The organism is Microvirga sp. VF16 (genome assembly GCF_016864375.1).
GTDB lineage: Bacteria > Pseudomonadota > Alphaproteobacteria > Rhizobiales > Beijerinckiaceae > Microvirga.
The window spans coordinates 3,525,487-3,543,787 of record NZ_CP069354.1 but is presented as its reverse complement, the minus strand read 5'-3'; the positions used below and the strand labels follow the sequence as shown (position 1 = coordinate 3,543,787).

Here is an 18,301-nt window from a genome sequence, read left to right as displayed (position 1 = left end):
TTTCGGAAGGGTACGGTCGTCCCGTATCCTTCCGCGATCCGCCATGAGGAATGTAAGGTCAGCCCATCACGGAATCTCGTAGACAGAGAACTCGTCGTTGATTCCGCGAAGCGCTGTCTTCTGCAGGGTGGGGCGCAGGCCCCGCCGCTCGATGATATGCGAGGCTTCCGGATATTCGACCACAGCGCCCGTTGCGAAGATGGAGCGCGAGACCGCAAGTCCCTGGACGCGGGAGGCGATGTTCACCGTCTGGCCGAAGTAATCCTGCCGGTCGTTCAGCGTCACGGCGAGGCATGGCCCCTCGTGGATGCCGATCTTGAGCAGCAGATCTTCGTTTCCACGCTGCTCGTTGAGCCCGCGCATCGCATCGCGCATGCGCAACGCCGCCGAGATCGCGTGGTCCGGTGTGGGGAATGTCGCCATCACCGCATCGCCGATGGTTTTCACGACCGCTCCGGCCTCGGCCGCGACGATCTCGTGGAGGACGCGGAAGTGCTCGCGCACGAGGTCGTAGGCCACGAGATCGCCGACGCGCTCGTAGAGTTCCGTCGAGCCCTTCAGGTCCGTGAACAGGAAGGTGAGGCTGGTGATCTTCAGGCGCTGATCGATGTCGAGTGTGTCGGTGCGATAGAGATCGCGGAAGGTCTGGTTCGTGAGCAGGCGCTTCGCCGTGAGGAAGGCCCGCCTCTGCTTCATCATGTGATGCAGCTCGTTGCCTGCAACCCATACGGCGGGCAGGACACGCCGGTTCGTGCGGTTCTCGAGCGAAATCCGCAACGGTCCCGGCTGCATGGTGAGTGTCTGGTTCTCCGGATGGCTCTCGTTGAGAACGAGCGAGAGGCTCTGGCGCTCGCGGGTAGGCTCGCCTTTCACGTCGATGAATTGCGCCGCGTGGGTGACCGGTTCGAAAACGATCACGAATTCCGCCGGAAGCTGAAGCGACAGGATCGCTCGCTCGCCGGGCGGAAGCTCCACTGCATCGAGCACAATTTCGTCGATCAGGCGTTCGAAATCGTCCGGGAGATCGATCCCCGAACTCCAGAAGATCTGGCGCATGTATTCATGCATGGGCATGGTGTCGGGATCATGCGCTGCGATCTTGCGCACCCTGGGGCTCACTGTGAACGTGACCTCGACCATCTCATCGAGGGTCGGCTCGTATCCGGCGGCGCAAAGGGCGCAGCTGTATTCGCACTGATTCACCGATTTGAGGCTCATGCCTGACTCGAGCACGCCGCCGCACCCAGGGCAAAGCACGTTCCAGGACATCTCAAACAGCCCGAGCCGGGCCGCGTGAAGGAAGGTGCCGATGACCTGTTCCTCATCGAGCTCATTCTTGGCCGCGAAGGCAAGCGCATTGATGCGGTTCAGTTCGTGGTCGGGCGCCTCGCGGATCAGGCGCTCGATGGCATTAACGACATCGGTATCGACATCGGCAGATTGTCGGAGAATCGCGAGGAGTTTCTCGTCTTCGCTCATGGTGCAGCCTTCTTAAGAGGTGCGAACTTGCAATGGACGATCTCGGAACGCTCAGGCTCGGAATGGGGGCCAACCTTCCGATTATCCAACCCCATGATAGCAAAGCTGGTGCAGTCAGGCACGTTCTTCAAGCAAAACAAGAACCGAGGCGGTACGAATACCGCCTCGGTTCCATCGAATAAACTCAAGCTTCGTCTCGGGAGGCTCACGAATGTTCAGGCGATAAGGCCGAGCTTCCCCAATCCCTGAAGAGCGATGATGGTGCCGATCACGAAGACGAGCGCCGCCGAGACATAGGGGAGCCTCTCGCCCCATTCCTCCAGCCTGGCCCATCGTGCTCGCACAACCCGTGTTCCCCAGGCTGCGAAGACACCGACGGCAATCAGCGTGATGGCAAGCCCGATGCTGAAGGCCGCCACCATACTGATGCCGAGCGTGAAGGCGCGCAGCTGCAGGCAGATCAGGAGCACTGCGATGGCTGCGGGGCAGGGCAGCAGGCCACCAGTGAAGCCGAACCAGGCGATGTCAAAGTTCGTGACATTCCGATTGCCGCCGAAGCGTTGCCGAACCTCGTGGGCATGAGCTGCGGCGTGAGCATCGAGACGTTCGCGAGGTTCATCGTGGTGGTGGTGATCATGATGATCATGATCCCTGTGATGAGTTTCATGGCCATGGTCATCATGATCATGGCCATGATGATGCATAGCCCGCAGCATCCAGAAGATGCGAAAGGCAAGAGCCATGATCAGAAGTCCTGAAAGCAGGACAAGCCACGGTTCCGCGCGATCAAGGATCAGCTTGTCGCCTAAATACAAACCGAGCAGTGCCAATGCCCAGACGACGATCGTGTGGCCGATAGCGGCCGAGATGCCGAGCAATGTGGCCTGCGCCGGCGTGCCCCGAACGGCCACGATGAACGCTGCCATCATCGATTTGGAATGGCCAGGCTCCAAGGCGTGCAGGGCGCCGAGCAGAATGGCGGCGGGAAGATAGAGCCATGGATTGGCAGCTCCCGCCTGAATGAGACCGGCAAGATCGGGCATAACCGCCTCGCTACTTCAAATAGGTGCGCACGACGTCGATCAGTTCGTCGGCGCCGCGCATCCGGTCGGATTCCTGCACCGGTTCCACCACATGGTGATGGATGTGATCCTCGATGAGTTCCGCCGTGAGACCGTTCATGGCTCCTCGCACAGAAGCGACGAGTTGAAGCACGTCGGCGCAGCCGAGCTCGTTCTCGAGCGCCCGTTCAATCGCCTCGACCTGACCGCGGATGCGGCGCACGCGAGCGAGCAGCTTCGTTTTGGCCTGAATGGTGTGAGACATCTCGATTTCCTTTAACCATAGTATAGGGGGGTACCCTATATTTGTCGAGGGTTCAGGCGGTCCGGTCGAGTGTATTCTTGGAGGGGCGCATCTAACTCTGCCTCATCCTGAGGAGCCTGCGCAGCAGGCGTCTCGAAGGAGGATCCAGCGTGCTCTGGAGGCGCTCCCGTCCTTCGAGACGCCGCCTTCGGCCCTCTGGATGCGGGCTCGCGGAACATGAGTCGGACTTTGAGGTCGAGCGAAGGCTTACGCCTCCGCGACCCCGTTACGCCTCCGCGACCCCGTATTCCTCGGCGTAGAGATTGGCGACACGCGTCTGCCATAGGCACAGCACCGGCGCGACGACGAGTTCCACGAACAGGCCGCCGATCATGAAGAACGAGGGCAGACCGGTCAGCCCTAGGCCGATCAATCGGCTCAAGCCCCCAATGACGACGAGCAGGGTTAAAAGCCGGAAACGGCCAGTCCTGATCTCGATGGAGGGTAGGGTGCTCCAGAAACAGAGACCGATGCCGAGGAGAAGGCCGGACATGAAGCGGAAATGGCTTTCCGCCGAAATCGACACCGCATCCCCCGTGAGCGCCTGCCCGAACAGGACACCGTAGAGCCCCGTGGCGACGGGAAGAGTGGCCACGATGGCCACACTCTGCTGCAACAGTTTCCGCTCTCGTTCCATGCTGGCCATGACATCCCCCGTTGATGAGATTCTGCTCCTTCCCGAGAAAGAGACAATCGACTAGGTTCCCGGGCCACAGAATTATCTCACAGGGGCACACATCATGCCGGCGCGCTTCGAACTCCACGGATTTGCCTATTCGGGGCCGACCTACAAGGTCGCTCTCACCCTGTCGCTCATGGGCGAACCGTTCGATTACGTGCACGTGAACATGATGGAAGGCGAGCACAAGCAGCCTCCCCATCTGTCCCGGCAGCGCTATGGTCAGGTGCCCCTGCTGATCGACCGGAACAATGGGCGCCATCTGTGCCAGTCGGCAGCGATCCTGGAATATCTCGCCGACATGACGAGCCGCTTCGGCGGCGCCAATCTCGACGAGCGCCTGCAGGTGCGCGAGTGGATGTATTGGGATTTCGACCGCCTCGCTGCGCCCTTGTACAAGGCTCGCGTGGTCAAAGCGGGGTTCCGCAAGGCTCCTGCCGAAGTGGTGGAGGATTGCATCCAGGCGGCCAAGAGCGCCTTGGGCGTTCTGGAAAGTCATCTTGCGGGCCGCGACTGGCTGGTCGGTGAGGGTGTGACCATTGCCGATATCGACATCTACGGCGTCGTGACTTTCGCCGGCGAGGCGGGGATCGACCTCGCCGAATTTCCTCGGGTGAGCACATGGGCGAAGCGCATCGAGGCTTTGCCCGGCTTCAAGGCGCGTGCGGATCTGCTGCCGATGGAATCCCAGGTGGCGGCATGAGCGCTCTGTCGATCCGCGAAGCGCAGGCCGGTGATCTCGAAGCGATCATCCGCCTGCACGAGGAGGACGAACTCGGTTCTCACGGCGATGTCTGGTCACCCGAGACCCGACCCGCCTATGAGGCCGCCTTCGCGGCCATTCAACGAAGCCCCGACAACAGGCTTTTCGTCGCTATCGATGGTGACGAAGTCGTCGGCACGTTCCAACTCACCTACATCCCCAACCTTACCGGGCGCGGAGCCATGCGCGTGAAGGTGGAAAGTGTGAAGGTGAAGGCGGCGCGGCGCTCGGGAGGCATCGGCGCGCAGATGATCGCCTTTGCGGAGGACCATGCCCGCACCCATGGGGCGAGGGCGATGGAGCTGACCTCCAACAAGACCCGCAAGGACGCTCATCGCTTCTATGAGCGCCTGGGCTTCGCCCGCAGCCATGAGGGGTTCAAGAAGAAGCTCTGAAGGGCTGGCGGAAACCTCACTGTCATCCCCGCGAAGGCGGGGATCCATAAACACGACGCTTAAAAGTGGGGCGTCTCGCTCTATTCTACATTGTCAGCGGTTATGGATCCCGGGCTCCGCTGCGCGGCCCCGGGATGACGCGGAAATCGTGATGCCTCAGGCCTTCGTTTCGCCCTTGAGGCGGGTGTTGCACTCGCTCCAGAACTTCGGCCACTTGGCGTCCTTGGCGAGCTTGCCGCCGGCCTTGGCATCCTTCCATTCCACGCTGCACTTGGCCATGCGCTCGCGGGCGGCTGCTTGAGCGGCGGTCGGCTCCTTCTTCGGCTTCGTCTCGGCGGCGGCCTGAACGGCGCCGGCCGTGGACAAGGCCAAAGCGGCGGCGAGAGCGGAGCTCACAATTCGGTTCATGATCGGATCCCCCTGGGCGCTTTTGAGCGTCACAGGATATCTCATCTGAAACAGTAAAACATGCAAGGCCTTGGGGGCAGCCATGCATCGTTTCCACGGAATTTCATTGCAGGCGCTGGTGCCAGCCCCGATCTTATGTCTTAACGTCCAGTCACCGACCCCTGTCGACCCGCAAGAAGAGGCTTTTCATGGCGGCTTCCGTGCAGCACCCGATCGATCTCTATTACTGGCCGACCCCGAACGGATGGAAAATCACCATCATGCTCGAGGAATGCGGGCTGCCTTACGCGATCCACCCGGTCAATATCGGCAAGGGTGACCAGTTCACGCCTGAGTTCCTGGCGATCTCGCCCAACAACAAGATGCCAGCCATCGTCGACCACGACGGGCCGGGTCATGAGCCGATCTCCGTGTTCGAGTCCGGTGCCATCCTGCAATATCTCGGCCGCAAGACGGGCAAGTTCTATCCGCAGGACGAGCGGGGTCGGGTCGAGGTCGATCAATGGCTGTTCTGGCAGATGGGTGGCTTCGGCCCCATGCTCGGCCAGACGCACCATTTCCGCATCTACGCGCCGGAACAGGTACCCTACGCCATCGACCGCTACACCAACGAGACCAACCGCCTCTATGGCGTGCTGAACAAGCGCCTCGCCGACCGGGAATTCGTGGCCGGCGATTATTCCATCGCCGACATGGCCATCGCGCCTTGGGCGAAGCTCTGGGAGCGCCAGGGCCAGAACATCGACGAGTTCCCCCATGCCAAGCGCTGGTTGGAGACCGTCCTCGCCCGCCCGGCGGTCCAGCGTGGCATCGCGGTGAGTTTCGAGGACCGCGAGAAGACCGACCTGACGGACCCGAAGGTCCAGGCCGTGCTGTTCGGTCAGCGGGCGCGGTAACCTCTAGATGGTCATCCCGGACGGAGCGCAGCGAAGATCCGGGATCGTCTCCAGGACAGCACCATTCTGGTCTGGCGATCCCGGGTTCTGCTGCGCAGTCCCGGGATGACGGCATTCGGTCAGGGCCTCAATTCGCCTTCGTCCAGGTCTGGGACCGGCAGATCAGGCCGCCGAGGACGCAGCCGGAGAGCTGCAGGGTGTTCGGGGTCATCACCTTGAGTTTGCCCGTATAGGTCTTGCCGTCCTGGGGGTTGTAGAGCTGGCCGCTATAGCCATCACTGGATGGCCTGATATCGGATATCATCTGGACGCCGACGATGTTGCGGTCCCGCAGCTTCGGATCTGCGTTGTTCGTATCTTTCTGGTAGGTCGAGGACACGATAGTCCCACAAAGGGCGGCTCCGCATTTGGCGATCCGCACGCGGGTATCGCCGCTCTGAGTGAGCCAGGTCCCGCTCGGATCAGCGGATTGGGCCATGGCCGGGACGCTGAGCAGGGCAAGGCCGACGGCGGCAAGGATCACTGGTTTCATTAGAAACTCCCTCCAGAGCCTCGGACCCAAAAGTGGACACCACTTTTGGGATCCATTCGAGGCTCATCCCTAAAGTGGCGCATCGTCTACGCGGAAAACCGGGTCCACTTTTCCGCACGATGCGCTATGTCGGCCTTCACCGGGCCGATCAGAGGGAGAGATTAGGGGAGGCGGTTAAGGTTTCCAAGCGGGCAGGGGCAAAAGGCGCTTGAGGGCAGAGGGGCTCGCCGCTATAAGCGCCGCACCTCATCATTTCCCATCTCAAATCAAAGCGAGTTGTCATGGCCATCGAGCGCACTTTCTCCATCATCAAGCCCGACGCGACCGAGCGTAACCTCACCGGCGCCATCAACGCCGTCATCGAGAAGGCTGGCCTGCGCATCGTGGCGCAGAAGCGCATCCTGATGTCTCGCCGCGAGGCCGAGACCTTCTACGCGGTCCACAAGGAGCGCCCCTTCTTCGGCGAGCTCGTGGACTTCATGATCTCCGCTCCGGTCGTCGTTCAGGTTCTCGAAGGCGAGAATGCCGTTCTCCGCTACCGTGAGATCATGGGCGCCACCAACCCGGAGAGCGCCGCGGAGGGCACGATCCGCAAGCTCTACGCCAAGTCGATTGGCGAGAACTCGGTCCATGGCTCCGACAGCCAGGACAACGCCCAGATCGAGATCACCCAGTTCTTCTCGGGCAACGAGATCGTCGGCTAACGCGCCGCTGTCATCCCCGGCGGCCCGCGAGGGCTGGGAAGGGATCCATGGCTGGAAGCGTATGGGTGGATTCCCTTCCCCTCCGCTACGCTCCGGCCGGGAATGACATCAAGATCAAAAGGCCGCCTCCGGGCGGCCTTTTCATTTCCGGCCCTTTCCCCCATCATGCGCCCGCCATGAACCAAGCTCCCCGCATCGAACGCCGCGCCTCCGTCTGCCCCCATGATTGCCCCTCGGTCTGCTCCCTCGAAGTCGAGGTGATCGACGGGCGCAGTATCGGGCGCGTACACGGGGCGAAGTCCAACACCTACACGGCCGGCGTGATTTGCGCGAAGGTGGCGCGTTATGCGGAGCGCATCCACAATCCGGACCGGCTGCTCTATCCGATGAAGCGCACGGGTCCGAAGGGCTCAGGATCGTTCGAGCGCATCTCCTGGGACGAGGCGCTCGACATCGTGGCAAGTAAGTTCCTGGAGGCAGAGCGGGAGTTCGGCTCGGAATCCGTCTGGCCCTACTACTATGCCGGCACCATGGGCTATGTGATGCGCGACGGCATCAACCGCCTGCGCCATGTGAAGAAGTATTCCGGCCAGTATTCCACCATCTGCACGGCCATGAGCTGGACCGGCTATGTGGCCGGTACCGGTCATCTGCGGGGAGCCGACCCGCGCGAGATGGCGGCGTCCGACTGCATCGTGATCTGGGGCACGAACCCGGTTCACACCCAGGTCAACGTGATGACCCACGCGATGAAGGCCCGCAAGGAGCGCGGCGCCAAGATCGTCGCCATCGACATCTACAATAATGCCACCATGAAGCAGGCCGACATGGCGCTGCTGGTGAAGCCGGGCACCGATGGCGCGCTTGCCTGCGCGGTGATGCATGTGCTCTTCCGCGACGGTCTGGCGGACCGGGATTATCTGGAGCGCTACACCGATCATCCGCGCGAGCTCGAAGAGCATCTGCGCACGCGCGATCCGGCCTGGGCCTCGGCCATCACAGGCCTGTCTGTGGAGGAGATCGAAGCCTTCGCGAAGCTCGTGGGCACGACCAAGCGCACGTACTTCCGCCTCGGCTTCGGCTTCGGCCGCCAGCGCAATGGCGTGGTCAACATGCACGCAGCGCTTTCCATCCCGGCCGTGACGGGCGCCTGGCAAGTTGAGGGCGGCGGTGCGCTTCATTCCAACAGCGGCATCTTCCATTGGAACAAGGCACTGATCGAGGGCCATGACGCCATCGACAAAAGCATCCGCATTCTCGACCAGTCGCAGATCGGCCGCGTTCTCACAGGTGACGCCGAGGCGCTCTACAATGGCCCGCCGGTCAAGGCGATGCTGATCCAGAACACCAACCCGGTCTCGGTCGCCCCTGAGCAGGAGTTGGTGAAGCGAGGTTTTGCTCGGGAGGATCTTTTCGTCTGCGTCCATGAGCAGTTCATGACCGAGACGGCGCTCATGGCCGATATCGTGCTGCCCGCGACCATGTTCATGGAGCACGACGATCTCTATTCCGGCGGCGGGCATCAGCATTTCCAGGTCGGACCCAAGCTCATCGACCCGCCGGGCGAGTGCCGCTCGAACCACGAGGTTTTTCGCGGCCTCGCCGAACGCCTCGGTGCCGAGCATCGTGGTTTCGCCATGGAGCCGCGCGAGATCATCGACTGGACGCTGCAAAACTCCGGCTGGGGCTCGCTCGAGAACCTGGAGGCTCACGTTCATTTCGACGCACAGCCGCCCTTCGAGGACGCGCATTTCCTCAACGGTTTCGGCTATCCGGACGGCAAGTTTCGCTTCAAGCCCGATTGGACGAAGGTACCGTCCTACAACAACGGCGCAATGGGCCCCTGGGCCAGCATGCCGGCCTTGCCCGACCATTGGGGCGTGATCGAAGCGGCGACCGAGGAATATCCGTTCCGCCTCGCCACGAGCCCGGCCCGCAACTTCCTCAATTCCAGCTTCACGGAAACCCCGACCTCCCTCGACAAGGAGCGGCGGCCCGAGGTGATGATTCACCCGCTCGATGCGCATCCTCAAGGCATCGCCGACGGCGATTGGGTGAAGCTGAAGAACCATCGCGGCGAAGTCTTCTTGCGCGCCAAGCTCTTCGACGGCGTGCGGCGCGGCGTGCTGATCGCCGAGGGTATCTGGCCCAACGCGGCCCACCCTTACGGGCGGGGCATCAATACGCTCACCGGCGGCGATCAGGTGGCACCCTATGGCGGTGCAGCCTTCCACGACAACCGCGTGGCATTGGAAAAAGCCGATCTCGATCCGGCGCTTGAGTTGCCGATTGCGCGAAAGCACCATCGCGCTGAGGCGGTTGTTGGCTAAGTCTTAAGCCTGTTTTCGGCTTCCCCCTTGATCCTCAACGGCCAAGCCTATTCTTAAGGCCGAACGTGATTTCGTCTCTGGGAAGCCATCCATGACCTCGATCGTCCGCACGCTGCTCGTCGCAGCCTCCGTCACTCTTGGCGCAACGGGCGCCTTCGCCGCCGCCTCCAACACGCCGACGCAGTATCAGCCGGATCCGGCGCTGAAGACTGAAACCGTTCCTCAGCTGCGCGCCCGGGTGAGCCAAGCTTGCACGATCATCCAGGCGAAGCTGCAGAGCGGTGTCAGCGAGGCGTCGCTCAGCCGCCCCTGCGACTGCTATGCCGGCCGCACCATGCGCTCTCTGAGCGCCGACGAGCTCCAGGCGTACCGGGACACAGGCGTGTTCAACGACGCGGCCCGCGCAAAGGCACTCACGGCTCTCGATGCCTGCAAGCTGCCCCGTCCGCAGATTTAAGACAGTTACGCTTTCGCGCGTCATGGTCGGGCTTGTCCCGGCCATCCACGTCTTCGGGGTCAAATCGGAGGAAAGACGTGGATCCCTGGCACAAGGCCGGGGACGACGGGCTGGATTAAGCTGATGTCGGAGAATGCAGCGACCCGCTCGCATTCCAGCCCTTCGAAAACACCACCCGTCCGTTCTCCAGCCAGGCCGTCCCGTCGCAGATCATCCGCAGTGCGTGCGGGTAGAGCTTGTGCTCCTGCACGATCACCCGCGCGGCGAGACTCTCTTCCGTGTCGTCCGGCACTACCGGCACGACGGCTTGGGCGATGATCGGACCGGCGTCGAGCTCCGGCACCACGAAATGAACGGTGCAGCCATGCACCAGCACACCGTCCTCTAACGCCCGCCGATGGGTCCGGGTGCCGCGATAGAGTGGCAGGAGCGAGGGGTGGATATTGACCATTCGTCCGGCCCAGCGTTCCACGAACCCATCGGTCAGCACGCGCATGAAGCCGGCAAGGCAGATGAAGGCGATGTCGTGCGAGGCCAGTTCCGCATCCATCGCCCGCTCGAAATCCTCCCGGGTCGGATGGGCCTTGTGATCGACGATAGCTGTTGCGATTCCGGCCGCCTCTGCCCGCTCCAGTCCCGCCGCATCAGGGCGGTTCGACAGGACGAGAGCGATCTCGGCCGGGAAATCCGGCTGGCTCGCGGCCTCGATCAGCGAGACCATGTTCGAGCCGCGGCCCGAGATCAGGATGGCGACGCGGCGGCGGGTCATCAGAGCTTCAAGGTGCCCGAGGTCTGGACGCGCTCGCCGCCCGCATGCGCCACGGTCTCGCCGATGCGCACCGGGCTCTCACCCGCTTGGCGCAGACGCTCTATGACGGCATCGGCCTTGTCGGCGCTCGCCACCGCGATCATGCCGATGCCGCAATTGAAGGTGCGCAGCATCTCGGCCTCAACGACACCGCCGGTTCGGCTAAGCCAGCCGAAGACGGGCGGGGCGGCAATCGCATCGAGATCGAGCCGCACGCCAACGCCGTCGGGCAGGACGCGCGGGATGTTGTCCGGGAAGCCGCCGCCGGTGATGTGGCAGAGGGCATTGATGCCGTCGCCGCCTTTGATCACTTCCAGCAGGGCCTTCACGTAGATCCGGGTCGGCTCCAGCAGGGCCTGAGCCAGTGTCTTGCCGGAAGCAAAGGGCGCGGGCGCGTCCCAGGCGAGGCCGGAATGTTCGACGATCCGGCGCACGAGCGAGAAACCGTTGGAATGGACGCCGGAGGAGGGCAGGCCGATCAACACGTCGCCGACGCTGACATCCTTCGGCAACAGCGTGCCGCGCTCGGCGGCGCCGACCGCAAAGCCCGCAAGATCGTAATCGCCCTTGGCGTAGAGGCCAGGCATCTCGGCCGTCTCGCCGCCGATCAGCGCACAGCCGGCCTGGAGGCAGCCCTCGGCGATGCCCTTGACGATATGGACGCCGACTTCCGGCGAGAGCTTTCCGGTCGCGAAATAGTCGAGGAAGAAGAGGGGTTCGGCGCCCTGCACGATGATGTCGTTCACGCACATGGCGACGAGATCGATGCCGATGGTGTCGTGGATGCCTGTGTCGATGGCGATCTTCACCTTGGTGCCGACGCCGTCATTGGCCGCCACCAGGATCGGGTCCTTGAAGCCGGCCGCCTTGAGGTCGAAGAGCCCGCCGAACCCGCCGATTTCTGCATCGGCCCCCGGCCGGCGCGTCGAGCGCACCAGGGGCTTGATCTGGTCGACCATGGCATTGCCCGCGTCGATATCGACGCCCGCTTGGGCATAGGTCAGGCCGTTCGTCTGCTTCTCAGTCATGGCTCACCCCGTGTTGAGGGGGCAGTAAGACGAGAGGGGGCGAGAGGCAAGGGAAGAATTCGCATTTTGGGAAACCCATTTATCCCGCGTCATCCCCGGACTTGTTCCGGGGATCCACGTCTTTAGCAACGCTGTGGTTCCAAGATGTGGATGGCCGGGACAAGCCCGGCCATGACGGGTGAGTGGCATCTTATCCCCACCCTCAGACCCGACGATTGAACTCCGCCCCTCAACCGGCCATCATCGCCCCGATGACCATTCCGAACATCATCACCATCGGCCGCCTCATCATCGTCCCCATCGTGATCGTCATGATCATGCAGCAGCGGTGGAGCGCGGCCTTCATTCTGTTCGTGGTTGCGGGGATTTCCGACGCGGTAGACGGCTTCATCGCCCGGAAATTCGACATGCGGAGTGAGTTCGGGGCCTATATCGACCCGATCGCCGACAAAGCCCTTCTGGTGTCGATCTACGTGACGCTTGCCATCGTGGGGGCGATCCCGAGCTGGCTTGCCATCATCGTCGTGTCCCGGGACGTGATGATCGTGGCGGCCGTGCTTCTGTCCTGGGTCATGAGCCGCCCGGTCGAGATCAAGCCGATCCTCCTGAGCAAGCTGAATACGGGAGCGCAGATCGCCTTTGCGGCCTTCGCGCTCGCCGCCAATGCCTTCGGGGTTGATCTCGCCGGGCTGGAGGAGGTCGCCATGGTGCTGGTGGCCACCTTGACCATAGCCTCCGCCGGTGCCTATCTCGGGGGCTGGCTGCGACACATGACCACCTGAAGGCCAGAATTGTTGGCTATGGAGTACCGATGACGGTCCAACGGCAGATCGGATTCTGGATAGCGGCGCTCGTCGTCACGGTGCTGCTGCTGTTCATCCTGCGCGGCATCCTCCTGCCGTTCGTGGCGGGCTTCGCGCTGGCCTACCTGCTCGACCCGCTCGCCGACCGACTGCAGAAAATCGGCATTGGACGTCTGGGCGCGAGCCTGCTGATCCTCGTCCTGTTCGTCCTGATCCTCATCATCTCCCTCATGATCCTGGTTCCCTTCGCGGCGCAGCAGGTGGCGGCCTTCGTGGAAAGGCTGCCCGGCTACGTGACGAGGCTCCAGGAACTGGGGGCAGAGCAGCTCGGTCCGCTGATCCAGAAACTAGGACTCGAAGATGCTCTGCCCGCGGCGCCGCCCTCCGTCGGCAACCTCATCAGCCAGGGAATCGCCTGGATCACCGCCTTCCTGCAGGGGCTGTGGTCGGGCGGGCAGGCCCTGCTCGGCATTTTCTCCCTGTTGGTCGTGACGCCGGTCGTGGCATTCTACATGCTCGTCGACTGGGATCGCATGGTGAAGACCGTCGATTCCTGGATGCCGATGAAGCACCGCGACACGATCCGCGCCATCGCCCACGACATCGACCGGGCCATTGCCGGCTTTGTGCGCGGCCAGGCCATGGTCTGCATCATCCTCGGCACATTCTATGCGGTCAGCCTTGCCCTGGTCGGACTGAATTTCGGCGCGCTGATCGGCATGACGGCGGGGCTCCTCAGCTTCATTCCCTATGTGGGTTCTCTCACGGGCCTCATCCTGTCGGTCGGCGTCGCCATCGTGCAATTCTGGCCGGACTGGACCATGATCGCGGCGACGCTCGGCATCTTCGTCTTCGGCCAGTTCGTGGAAGGCAACATTCTCTCACCGAAGCTGGTGGGCGATTCCGTCGGCCTGCACCCGGTCTGGCTCATGTTCGCCCTCGTGGCCTTCGGTGCTCTCTTCGGCTTCGTCGGTCTGCTGCTCGCCGTGCCGCTCGCCGCCGCCGTTGGTGTCATTGCACGCTTTGCTCTGAGGCAATATCTGGCAAGTCCCCTCTATCGCGGCGCGGAATCTGCGATCATCAAGCCCAAGGTCGAGCTTGAGAAGGTCGATCTCGATGCGTGAGGGTCCCAGACAGCTGACCTTCGATCTCCCGCTCGATCCCCGTTTCGGAGCGGAGGATTTTCTCGTCAGTCCGTCGAATGAGCAGGCCTATGGCCTCATCGAGAGCTGGCCCGACTGGCCGGACACGATCCTGCTCCTCGTCGGCCCCCGCGGCAGCGGCAAGAGCCATCTCGCCTCGATCTGGGCGACGAACGCCCGTGCCTGGACCATCGACGCGTCCGAGATCACGCAGAACAAGGTTCCGCATCTCGTTTCGAACGGCGCGCTCGCCATCGAGGATATGGACCGGGGCGAGCGGGACGAGGCGACGCTGTTTCACCTGCTGAATCTGGCGCGGGAAAAGAAAGCCTCGCTCCTGATCACCTGCGAGACGCCGCCCGACCGCTGGGGTTTGCGGACGCCGGATCTGCTGTCGCGCCTGCGCCTGGCACCAAGCGTATTGCTGGAGGCGCCGGACGATGCCCTGCTCAAGGCAGTTCTGGTGAAGCTTTTCGTCGACAGGCAACTCGTGGTCGACACCTCCGTTGTCGACTATATTGCTCTGCGGATCGAGCGTTCGCTGGCGAAGGCCTCCGAACTCGTGGCTCTCCTCGACAGGGAGGCCCTGAGCCGGGGGCGGCGCGTGTCGCGAGCGATCGCGGCGGAGATCCTTGGTGCCGCGCAGGAAACGGATGAGAACGAGTGAAGCCCGAGACCAACGCCGCGTTATCGAACCGTCGTGAAACCGTCACGAAGCCGAGAGCAAAACGGTCGCCGAAGAAGGAAACGGCGGAGAATGAAGTGCGCAGCGCGATTGCTCTGAAAGAGGTGGAGACCGTCAGCGAGGCTCCGCTGCCGAAGGCTCCGCCGGATATCGAACTTGATGGTGCGGTGCTCCGGAAGTTTCCCCAGCGCTTCATCAACCGCGAGCTGTCCTGGCTGCAATTCAACCGGCGGGTGTTCGAGGAGGCATCGAACCGCAATCATCCGCTCCTGGAACAATTGCGCTTCCTGTCGATCTCGGCCGACAACCTGGACGAGTTCTTCATGGTCCGCGTCGCGGGCCTGATCGGACAGGTGCGCTCCGGTGTTGCCACAACGTCACAGGATGGGCTCACGCCCCAGGAGCAGCTGGCGAAGATCGCCGTGGCCGTCTCGAATCTCGCTTCGGACCAGCAGCGGCGCTGGCGCGAATTGCGCGACGCTCTTCTGGAGGAGGGCATCGTCCTCACCGAAGGGGGAGGCCTGACGAAGGCGGAGGCCTCCTGGCTCGAGGATTACTTCCTCAACCACGTCTTCCCGGTCCTGACGCCGCTCGCCATCGATCCGGCGCATCCGTTCCCGTTCATCCCCAATCTCGGCTCCTCCATCGCCCTGAAGCTGGTGCGCCAGAGCGACGGCAAGGTACTGAATGCGCTGATCCGCCTGCCGTCGCGCGCCGAGCGCTTCATCCGCCTGCCGGATTTCGCGGAAACGGGCGCCACCCGCTTCATCGCGCTGGAGCAGATGATCGTGCTCTACACGAGCCGCCTGTTCCCTGGCTATGAGGTGCAGGGGCAGGGCGCGTTCCGGGTGATCCGCGATTCCGATATCGAAGTGGAGGAAGAGGCGGAAGATCTGGTGCGCCTGTTCGAGACCGCGCTCAAGCAGCGCCGTCGCGGCAGCGTGATCCGCCTGGAGGTTGAGGCGGCGATGCCCGAGGACCTGCGGCTCTTCGTGGCCGAGGAACTGGAAGTGTCCAAGGATGAGGTTTTCGTCGTCGAGGGCATGATGGGCCTGCGGGATCTGTCGCAGCTCGTCGCGCTGGATCGTCCGGACCTCAAGTTCAAGCCCTACAATCCGCGCTTCCCCGAGCGCATCCGCGAGCATAGCGGTGACTGCTTCGCGGCGATCCGCGAGAAGGACATCATCGTCCACCATCCGTACGAATCCTTCGATGCGGTGGTGCAGTTCCTGCGTCAGGCAGCGCGTGATCCGAACGTCGTGGCGATCAAGCAGACGCTCTACCGCACCTCATCCGATTCCCCCATCGTCGCTGCCCTCGCGGAAGCGGCCGAAGCGGGCAAGTCCGTCACGGCCCTCGTGGAGCTGAAGGCGCGCTTCGACGAGGAGGCCAATATCCGCTGGGCGCGCGATCTCGAGCGCGCCGGCGCGCAGGTGGTGTTCGGCTTCATCGAGCTGAAGACGCACGCGAAACTGTCGATGGTCGTGCGCCGCGAAGGCAGCCAGCTCATCACCTATTGCCATGTGGGTACGGGCAACTACCACCCGATCACCGCGCGCATCTACACCGACCTGTCCTACTTCACCGCCGATCCGGTCATCGGACGGGACGTGTCGCGCATCTTCAACTTCGTGACGGGCTATGCGGAGCCTGCCGAACTGGAGCGCATGGCGGTCTCGCCCCTGACCCTCAAGAAGCGCCTGCTTCAGCACATCGCCGAAGAGGTGGAGCATGCCAAGGCGGGGCGGCCCGGTGCGATCTGGTGCAAGTGCAACTCCCTGGTCGATCCCGACATCATCGATGCGCTCTACGACGCGAGCGCGGCCGGCGTTCAGGTCGATTTGATCGTGCGCGGCATCTGCTGCCTCAGGCCTGGCATCAAGGGCCTGTCGGAGAACATTCGGGTCAAGTCCATCGTCGGGCGCTTCCTGGAGCACACGCGCATCTATGCCTTCGGCAACGGGCAGGCACTGCCGAACCCGAAGGCGCATGTCTACATCTCGTCCGCCGATCTCATGTCGCGCAATCTCGACCGGCGCGTCGAGGCGCTGATGCCGATCCTCAACCCGACCGTGCATCAGCAGGTGCTCGACCAGATCATGCTCGCCAACCTGCTCGACAACGAGCAGAGCTGGAATGTCCTTCCCGACGGCACGAGCCATCGGGTCGTGCCGGCCAAGGGCGAGGAACCATTCAACGCGCACAAGTATTTCATGACAAACCCAAGTCTGTCGGGCCGTGGCAAATCCCTCAAGACCTCCAGCCCCAAAGCGCTCGCCAAGCGCGGGCAGCGCTGACATGCCGGCCCTCAGCTTCGAGGCTCCAGGGCGGCTCAAGATCGGCCGTCCTGTCGCCATCATCGATATCGGCTCGAACTCCGTGCGTCTCGTGGCCTATGAGGGCCTCTCCCGCGCCGTCACGCCGATCTACAACGAGAAGGTCCTCTGCGGTCTCGGACGCCATGTGGCGACCACCGGCCGCCTCGACGACGAGGCCGTCGATAGGGCCTTGCGCGCGCTCGCGCGGTTTCGCGTTCTCTGCGACACGATGAACGTATCCGAGGTCTTCGTTCTCGCGACCGCCGCGGCGCGCGATGCCTCCAACGGTCCCGCGTTTCTGCAAGCCGCGGCCGAAGCCTGCGGCCAGCCGATCAGCCTGCTTTCGGGAGCCGAAGAGGCGAGGGCCTCGGCGCTCGGCGTCGTCGCCGGTTTCCACGAGCCGGACGGCATGGTCGGCGACATGGGCGGCGGCAGCCTGGAGCTGGTCGACGTGCAGGGCTCGCAGGTGGGGCAGGGGATCACCATGCCGCTCGGCGGTCTCGCCCTGCAGGACGTCAGCGGCGGCTCGTTGCGAAAGGCCCAGCGCATCGTACGCGAAGCGCTCGAGCGCGCGCCGGAATATCTCGAAAACCTGCATGGCCGTACCTTCTATGCGGTCGGTGGCACGTGGCGTGCGCTGGCGCGGCTGCATCAGGCGGCGCGGGACTATCCGCTCCATGTCATGCACGGCTACATGATCGACCCGGATGACGGGCTCGACTTCCTGCATCTCGTGGAGGAGGCCGATTCCAAGACCCTGAAGGACATCGAGAGCGTGTCCGAGGCCCGCCGTCCGCTGCTTGCCTATGGTGCCATCGTGCTGGAGGAGATCATCCGGCTCGGCGAGCCGAAAGAGGTCGCGATTTCCGCCTTCGGTGTGCGTGAGGGTATTCTGTACGACAGGCTCGATCAGGAGACACGAGAGCAGGATCCGCTGCTCGCGGCCGCCAACGATCTCAACCTCCTGCGCTCCCGCTCACCCCGCCACGGGGTCGAGCTGTGCCAGTGGACGCAAGCCTTCATCGATAGCCTGGGCCTGCCGGAAACGGAGTACGACACCCGCCTGCGCCGTGCCGCCTGCCTTCTGGCAGATATCGGCTGGCGCGCGCATCCCGACTACCGGGGTGAACAGAGTCTCAACCTGATCGCCTACGGCGCTTTTGCCGGGCTCGATCATCCGGGCCGTGCCTATCTGGCTCTGTCGATCTTCTTCCGGCACGAGGGCCTCTCGCCGGACAAGGTGAGTTCACGCATCAAGACCCTGGCCGGTCCAAGGCTCATCGAGCGCGCTCGCCTGCTCGCCGCATTGATGCGCATCGCCTATCCGGTTTCGGTCGCCATGGAAGGCGTCCTGGCGCAGACTCCTCTCATGGCCCGCGGCAGTCAGGTCGTGCTGCGATTGCCCTCCCACATGGGACCGCTCGCCAATGAGCGCCTGATGGGCCGCATGCGCGCCCTGGGCAAGCTCCTCAATATGGATCCGGTTGTCGAGATCGTGTGAGCCGGTCT

The 18,301-nt window shown here is 63.3% G+C and carries 19 protein-coding genes; 11 read left to right on the top strand and 8 right to left on the bottom strand.

The window, feature by feature from the left end; genetic code table 11:
• Positions 1-66: 66 nt before the first annotated feature.
• The 4 genes from JO965_RS16500 to JO965_RS16485 all read right to left on the bottom strand — a co-directional run bounded on the left by JO965_RS16500 (position 67) and on the right by JO965_RS16485 (position 3,481).
• Positions 67-1,479, bottom strand: coding sequence for an adenylate/guanylate cyclase domain-containing protein (locus JO965_RS16500; protein WP_203439941.1), 1,413 nt, complete (start codon positions 1,477-1,479; stop codon positions 67-69).
• Between the two features lie 215 nt (positions 1,480-1,694).
• Positions 1,695-2,522 (bottom strand): nickel/cobalt efflux transporter, encoded by an 828-nt coding sequence (locus JO965_RS16495; protein ID WP_203439940.1) that lies wholly within the window; start codon positions 2,520-2,522, stop codon positions 1,695-1,697.
• Positions 2,523-2,532: 10 nt separating this feature from the next.
• Positions 2,533-2,805, bottom strand: coding sequence for a metal/formaldehyde-sensitive transcriptional repressor (locus JO965_RS16490; protein ID WP_203439939.1), 273 nt, complete (start codon positions 2,803-2,805; stop codon positions 2,533-2,535).
• A gap of 265 nt (positions 2,806-3,070) precedes the next feature.
• Positions 3,071-3,481, bottom strand: a complete 411-nt coding sequence (locus JO965_RS16485) for a DUF4345 domain-containing protein (RefSeq protein ID WP_203444227.1) — start codon at positions 3,479-3,481, stop codon at positions 3,071-3,073.
• A 103-nt stretch (positions 3,482-3,584) separates the two neighbouring features.
• On the opposite strand from JO965_RS16485, the gene JO965_RS16480 reads away from it, so the two are divergent.
• Positions 3,585-4,226: a glutathione S-transferase family protein gene (locus tag JO965_RS16480; RefSeq protein ID WP_203439938.1), complete on the top strand. Its 642-nt coding sequence runs from the start codon at positions 3,585-3,587 to the stop codon at positions 4,224-4,226.
• On the top strand, positions 4,223-4,681 hold the full coding sequence (locus tag JO965_RS16475) for a GNAT family N-acetyltransferase (RefSeq protein ID WP_203439937.1): 459 nt from the start codon (positions 4,223-4,225) through the stop codon (positions 4,679-4,681). Before JO965_RS16480 ends, JO965_RS16475 begins: the two co-directional genes overlap by 4 nt.
• A 156-nt stretch (positions 4,682-4,837) precedes the next feature.
• Here the strand turns inward: JO965_RS16475 and JO965_RS16470 are convergent, their stop codons facing one another.
• Positions 4,838-5,089 (bottom strand): hypothetical protein, encoded by a 252-nt coding sequence (locus tag JO965_RS16470; RefSeq protein WP_203439936.1) that lies wholly within the window; start codon positions 5,087-5,089, stop codon positions 4,838-4,840.
• Positions 5,090-5,289: 200 nt separating this feature from the next.
• Between JO965_RS16470 and JO965_RS16465 the strand changes: the two genes are divergently transcribed.
• Positions 5,290-5,985 (top strand): glutathione S-transferase N-terminal domain-containing protein, encoded by a 696-nt coding sequence (locus JO965_RS16465; protein WP_203444226.1) that lies wholly within the window; start codon positions 5,290-5,292, stop codon positions 5,983-5,985.
• A gap of 127 nt (positions 5,986-6,112) precedes the next feature.
• Here the strand turns inward: JO965_RS16465 and JO965_RS16460 are convergent, their stop codons facing one another.
• On the bottom strand, positions 6,113-6,517 hold the full coding sequence (locus tag JO965_RS16460) for a DUF2147 domain-containing protein (protein ID WP_203439935.1): 405 nt from the start codon (positions 6,515-6,517) through the stop codon (positions 6,113-6,115).
• A gap of 281 nt (positions 6,518-6,798) precedes the next feature.
• Between JO965_RS16460 and ndk the strand changes: the two genes are divergently transcribed.
• The 3 genes from ndk (at position 6,799) to JO965_RS16445 (ending at position 10,008) form a co-directional block, all read left to right on the top strand.
• Positions 6,799-7,221, top strand: coding sequence for a nucleoside-diphosphate kinase (gene ndk / locus JO965_RS16455; RefSeq protein ID WP_203439934.1), 423 nt, complete (start codon positions 6,799-6,801; stop codon positions 7,219-7,221).
• A gap of 176 nt (positions 7,222-7,397) precedes the next feature.
• Positions 7,398-9,551 carry a molybdopterin-dependent oxidoreductase gene (locus JO965_RS16450; protein WP_203439933.1) on the top strand — a complete coding sequence of 718 codons (2,154 nt, stop codon included), beginning with the start codon at positions 7,398-7,400 and terminating at the stop codon, positions 9,549-9,551.
• 91 nt (positions 9,552-9,642) lie between these two features.
• Positions 9,643-10,008, top strand: a complete 366-nt coding sequence (locus JO965_RS16445) for a hypothetical protein (protein WP_203439932.1) — start codon at positions 9,643-9,645, stop codon at positions 10,006-10,008.
• Between the two features lie 115 nt (positions 10,009-10,123).
• Here JO965_RS16445 and purN read toward each other — a convergent pair whose 3' ends face one another.
• A complete protein-coding gene (gene purN / locus JO965_RS16440; RefSeq protein WP_203439931.1) occupies positions 10,124-10,777 on the bottom strand; it encodes a phosphoribosylglycinamide formyltransferase in 654 nt (217 codons plus the stop codon).
• Positions 10,777-11,844, bottom strand: a complete 1,068-nt coding sequence (purM, locus tag JO965_RS16435; protein ID WP_203439930.1) for a phosphoribosylformylglycinamidine cyclo-ligase — start codon at positions 11,842-11,844, stop codon at positions 10,777-10,779. Before purM ends, purN begins: the two co-directional genes overlap by 1 nt.
• A gap of 251 nt (positions 11,845-12,095) precedes the next feature.
• Here purM and JO965_RS16430 point away from each other — a divergent pair, with 251 nt between their 5' ends.
• The 5 genes from JO965_RS16430 to ppx all read left to right on the top strand — a co-directional run bounded on the left by JO965_RS16430 (position 12,096) and on the right by ppx (position 18,293).
• The gene (locus JO965_RS16430; protein WP_203444225.1) at positions 12,096-12,626 is read left to right on the top strand and encodes a CDP-alcohol phosphatidyltransferase family protein; all 531 of its coding nucleotides are present in this window, start codon (positions 12,096-12,098) and stop codon (positions 12,624-12,626) included.
• A 29-nt stretch (positions 12,627-12,655) separates the two neighbouring features.
• A complete protein-coding gene (locus tag JO965_RS16425) occupies positions 12,656-13,771 on the top strand; it encodes an AI-2E family transporter (RefSeq protein ID WP_203439929.1) in 1,116 nt (371 codons plus the stop codon).
• On the top strand, positions 13,764-14,456 hold the full coding sequence (locus tag JO965_RS16420) for a DnaA ATPase domain-containing protein (RefSeq protein ID WP_203439928.1): 693 nt from the start codon (positions 13,764-13,766) through the stop codon (positions 14,454-14,456). The genes JO965_RS16425 and JO965_RS16420 overlap by 8 nt, the downstream gene beginning before the upstream one ends.
• A 122-nt stretch (positions 14,457-14,578) precedes the next feature.
• Positions 14,579-16,771: an RNA degradosome polyphosphate kinase gene (locus JO965_RS16415; RefSeq protein ID WP_371826887.1), complete on the top strand. Its 2,193-nt coding sequence runs from the start codon at positions 14,579-14,581 to the stop codon at positions 16,769-16,771.
• A gap of 1 nt (position 16,772) precedes the next feature.
• Positions 16,773-18,293, top strand: a complete 1,521-nt coding sequence (gene ppx / locus JO965_RS16410; RefSeq protein ID WP_203439926.1) for an exopolyphosphatase — start codon at positions 16,773-16,775, stop codon at positions 18,291-18,293.
• The last annotated feature ends 8 nt before the right edge of the window (positions 18,294-18,301 follow it).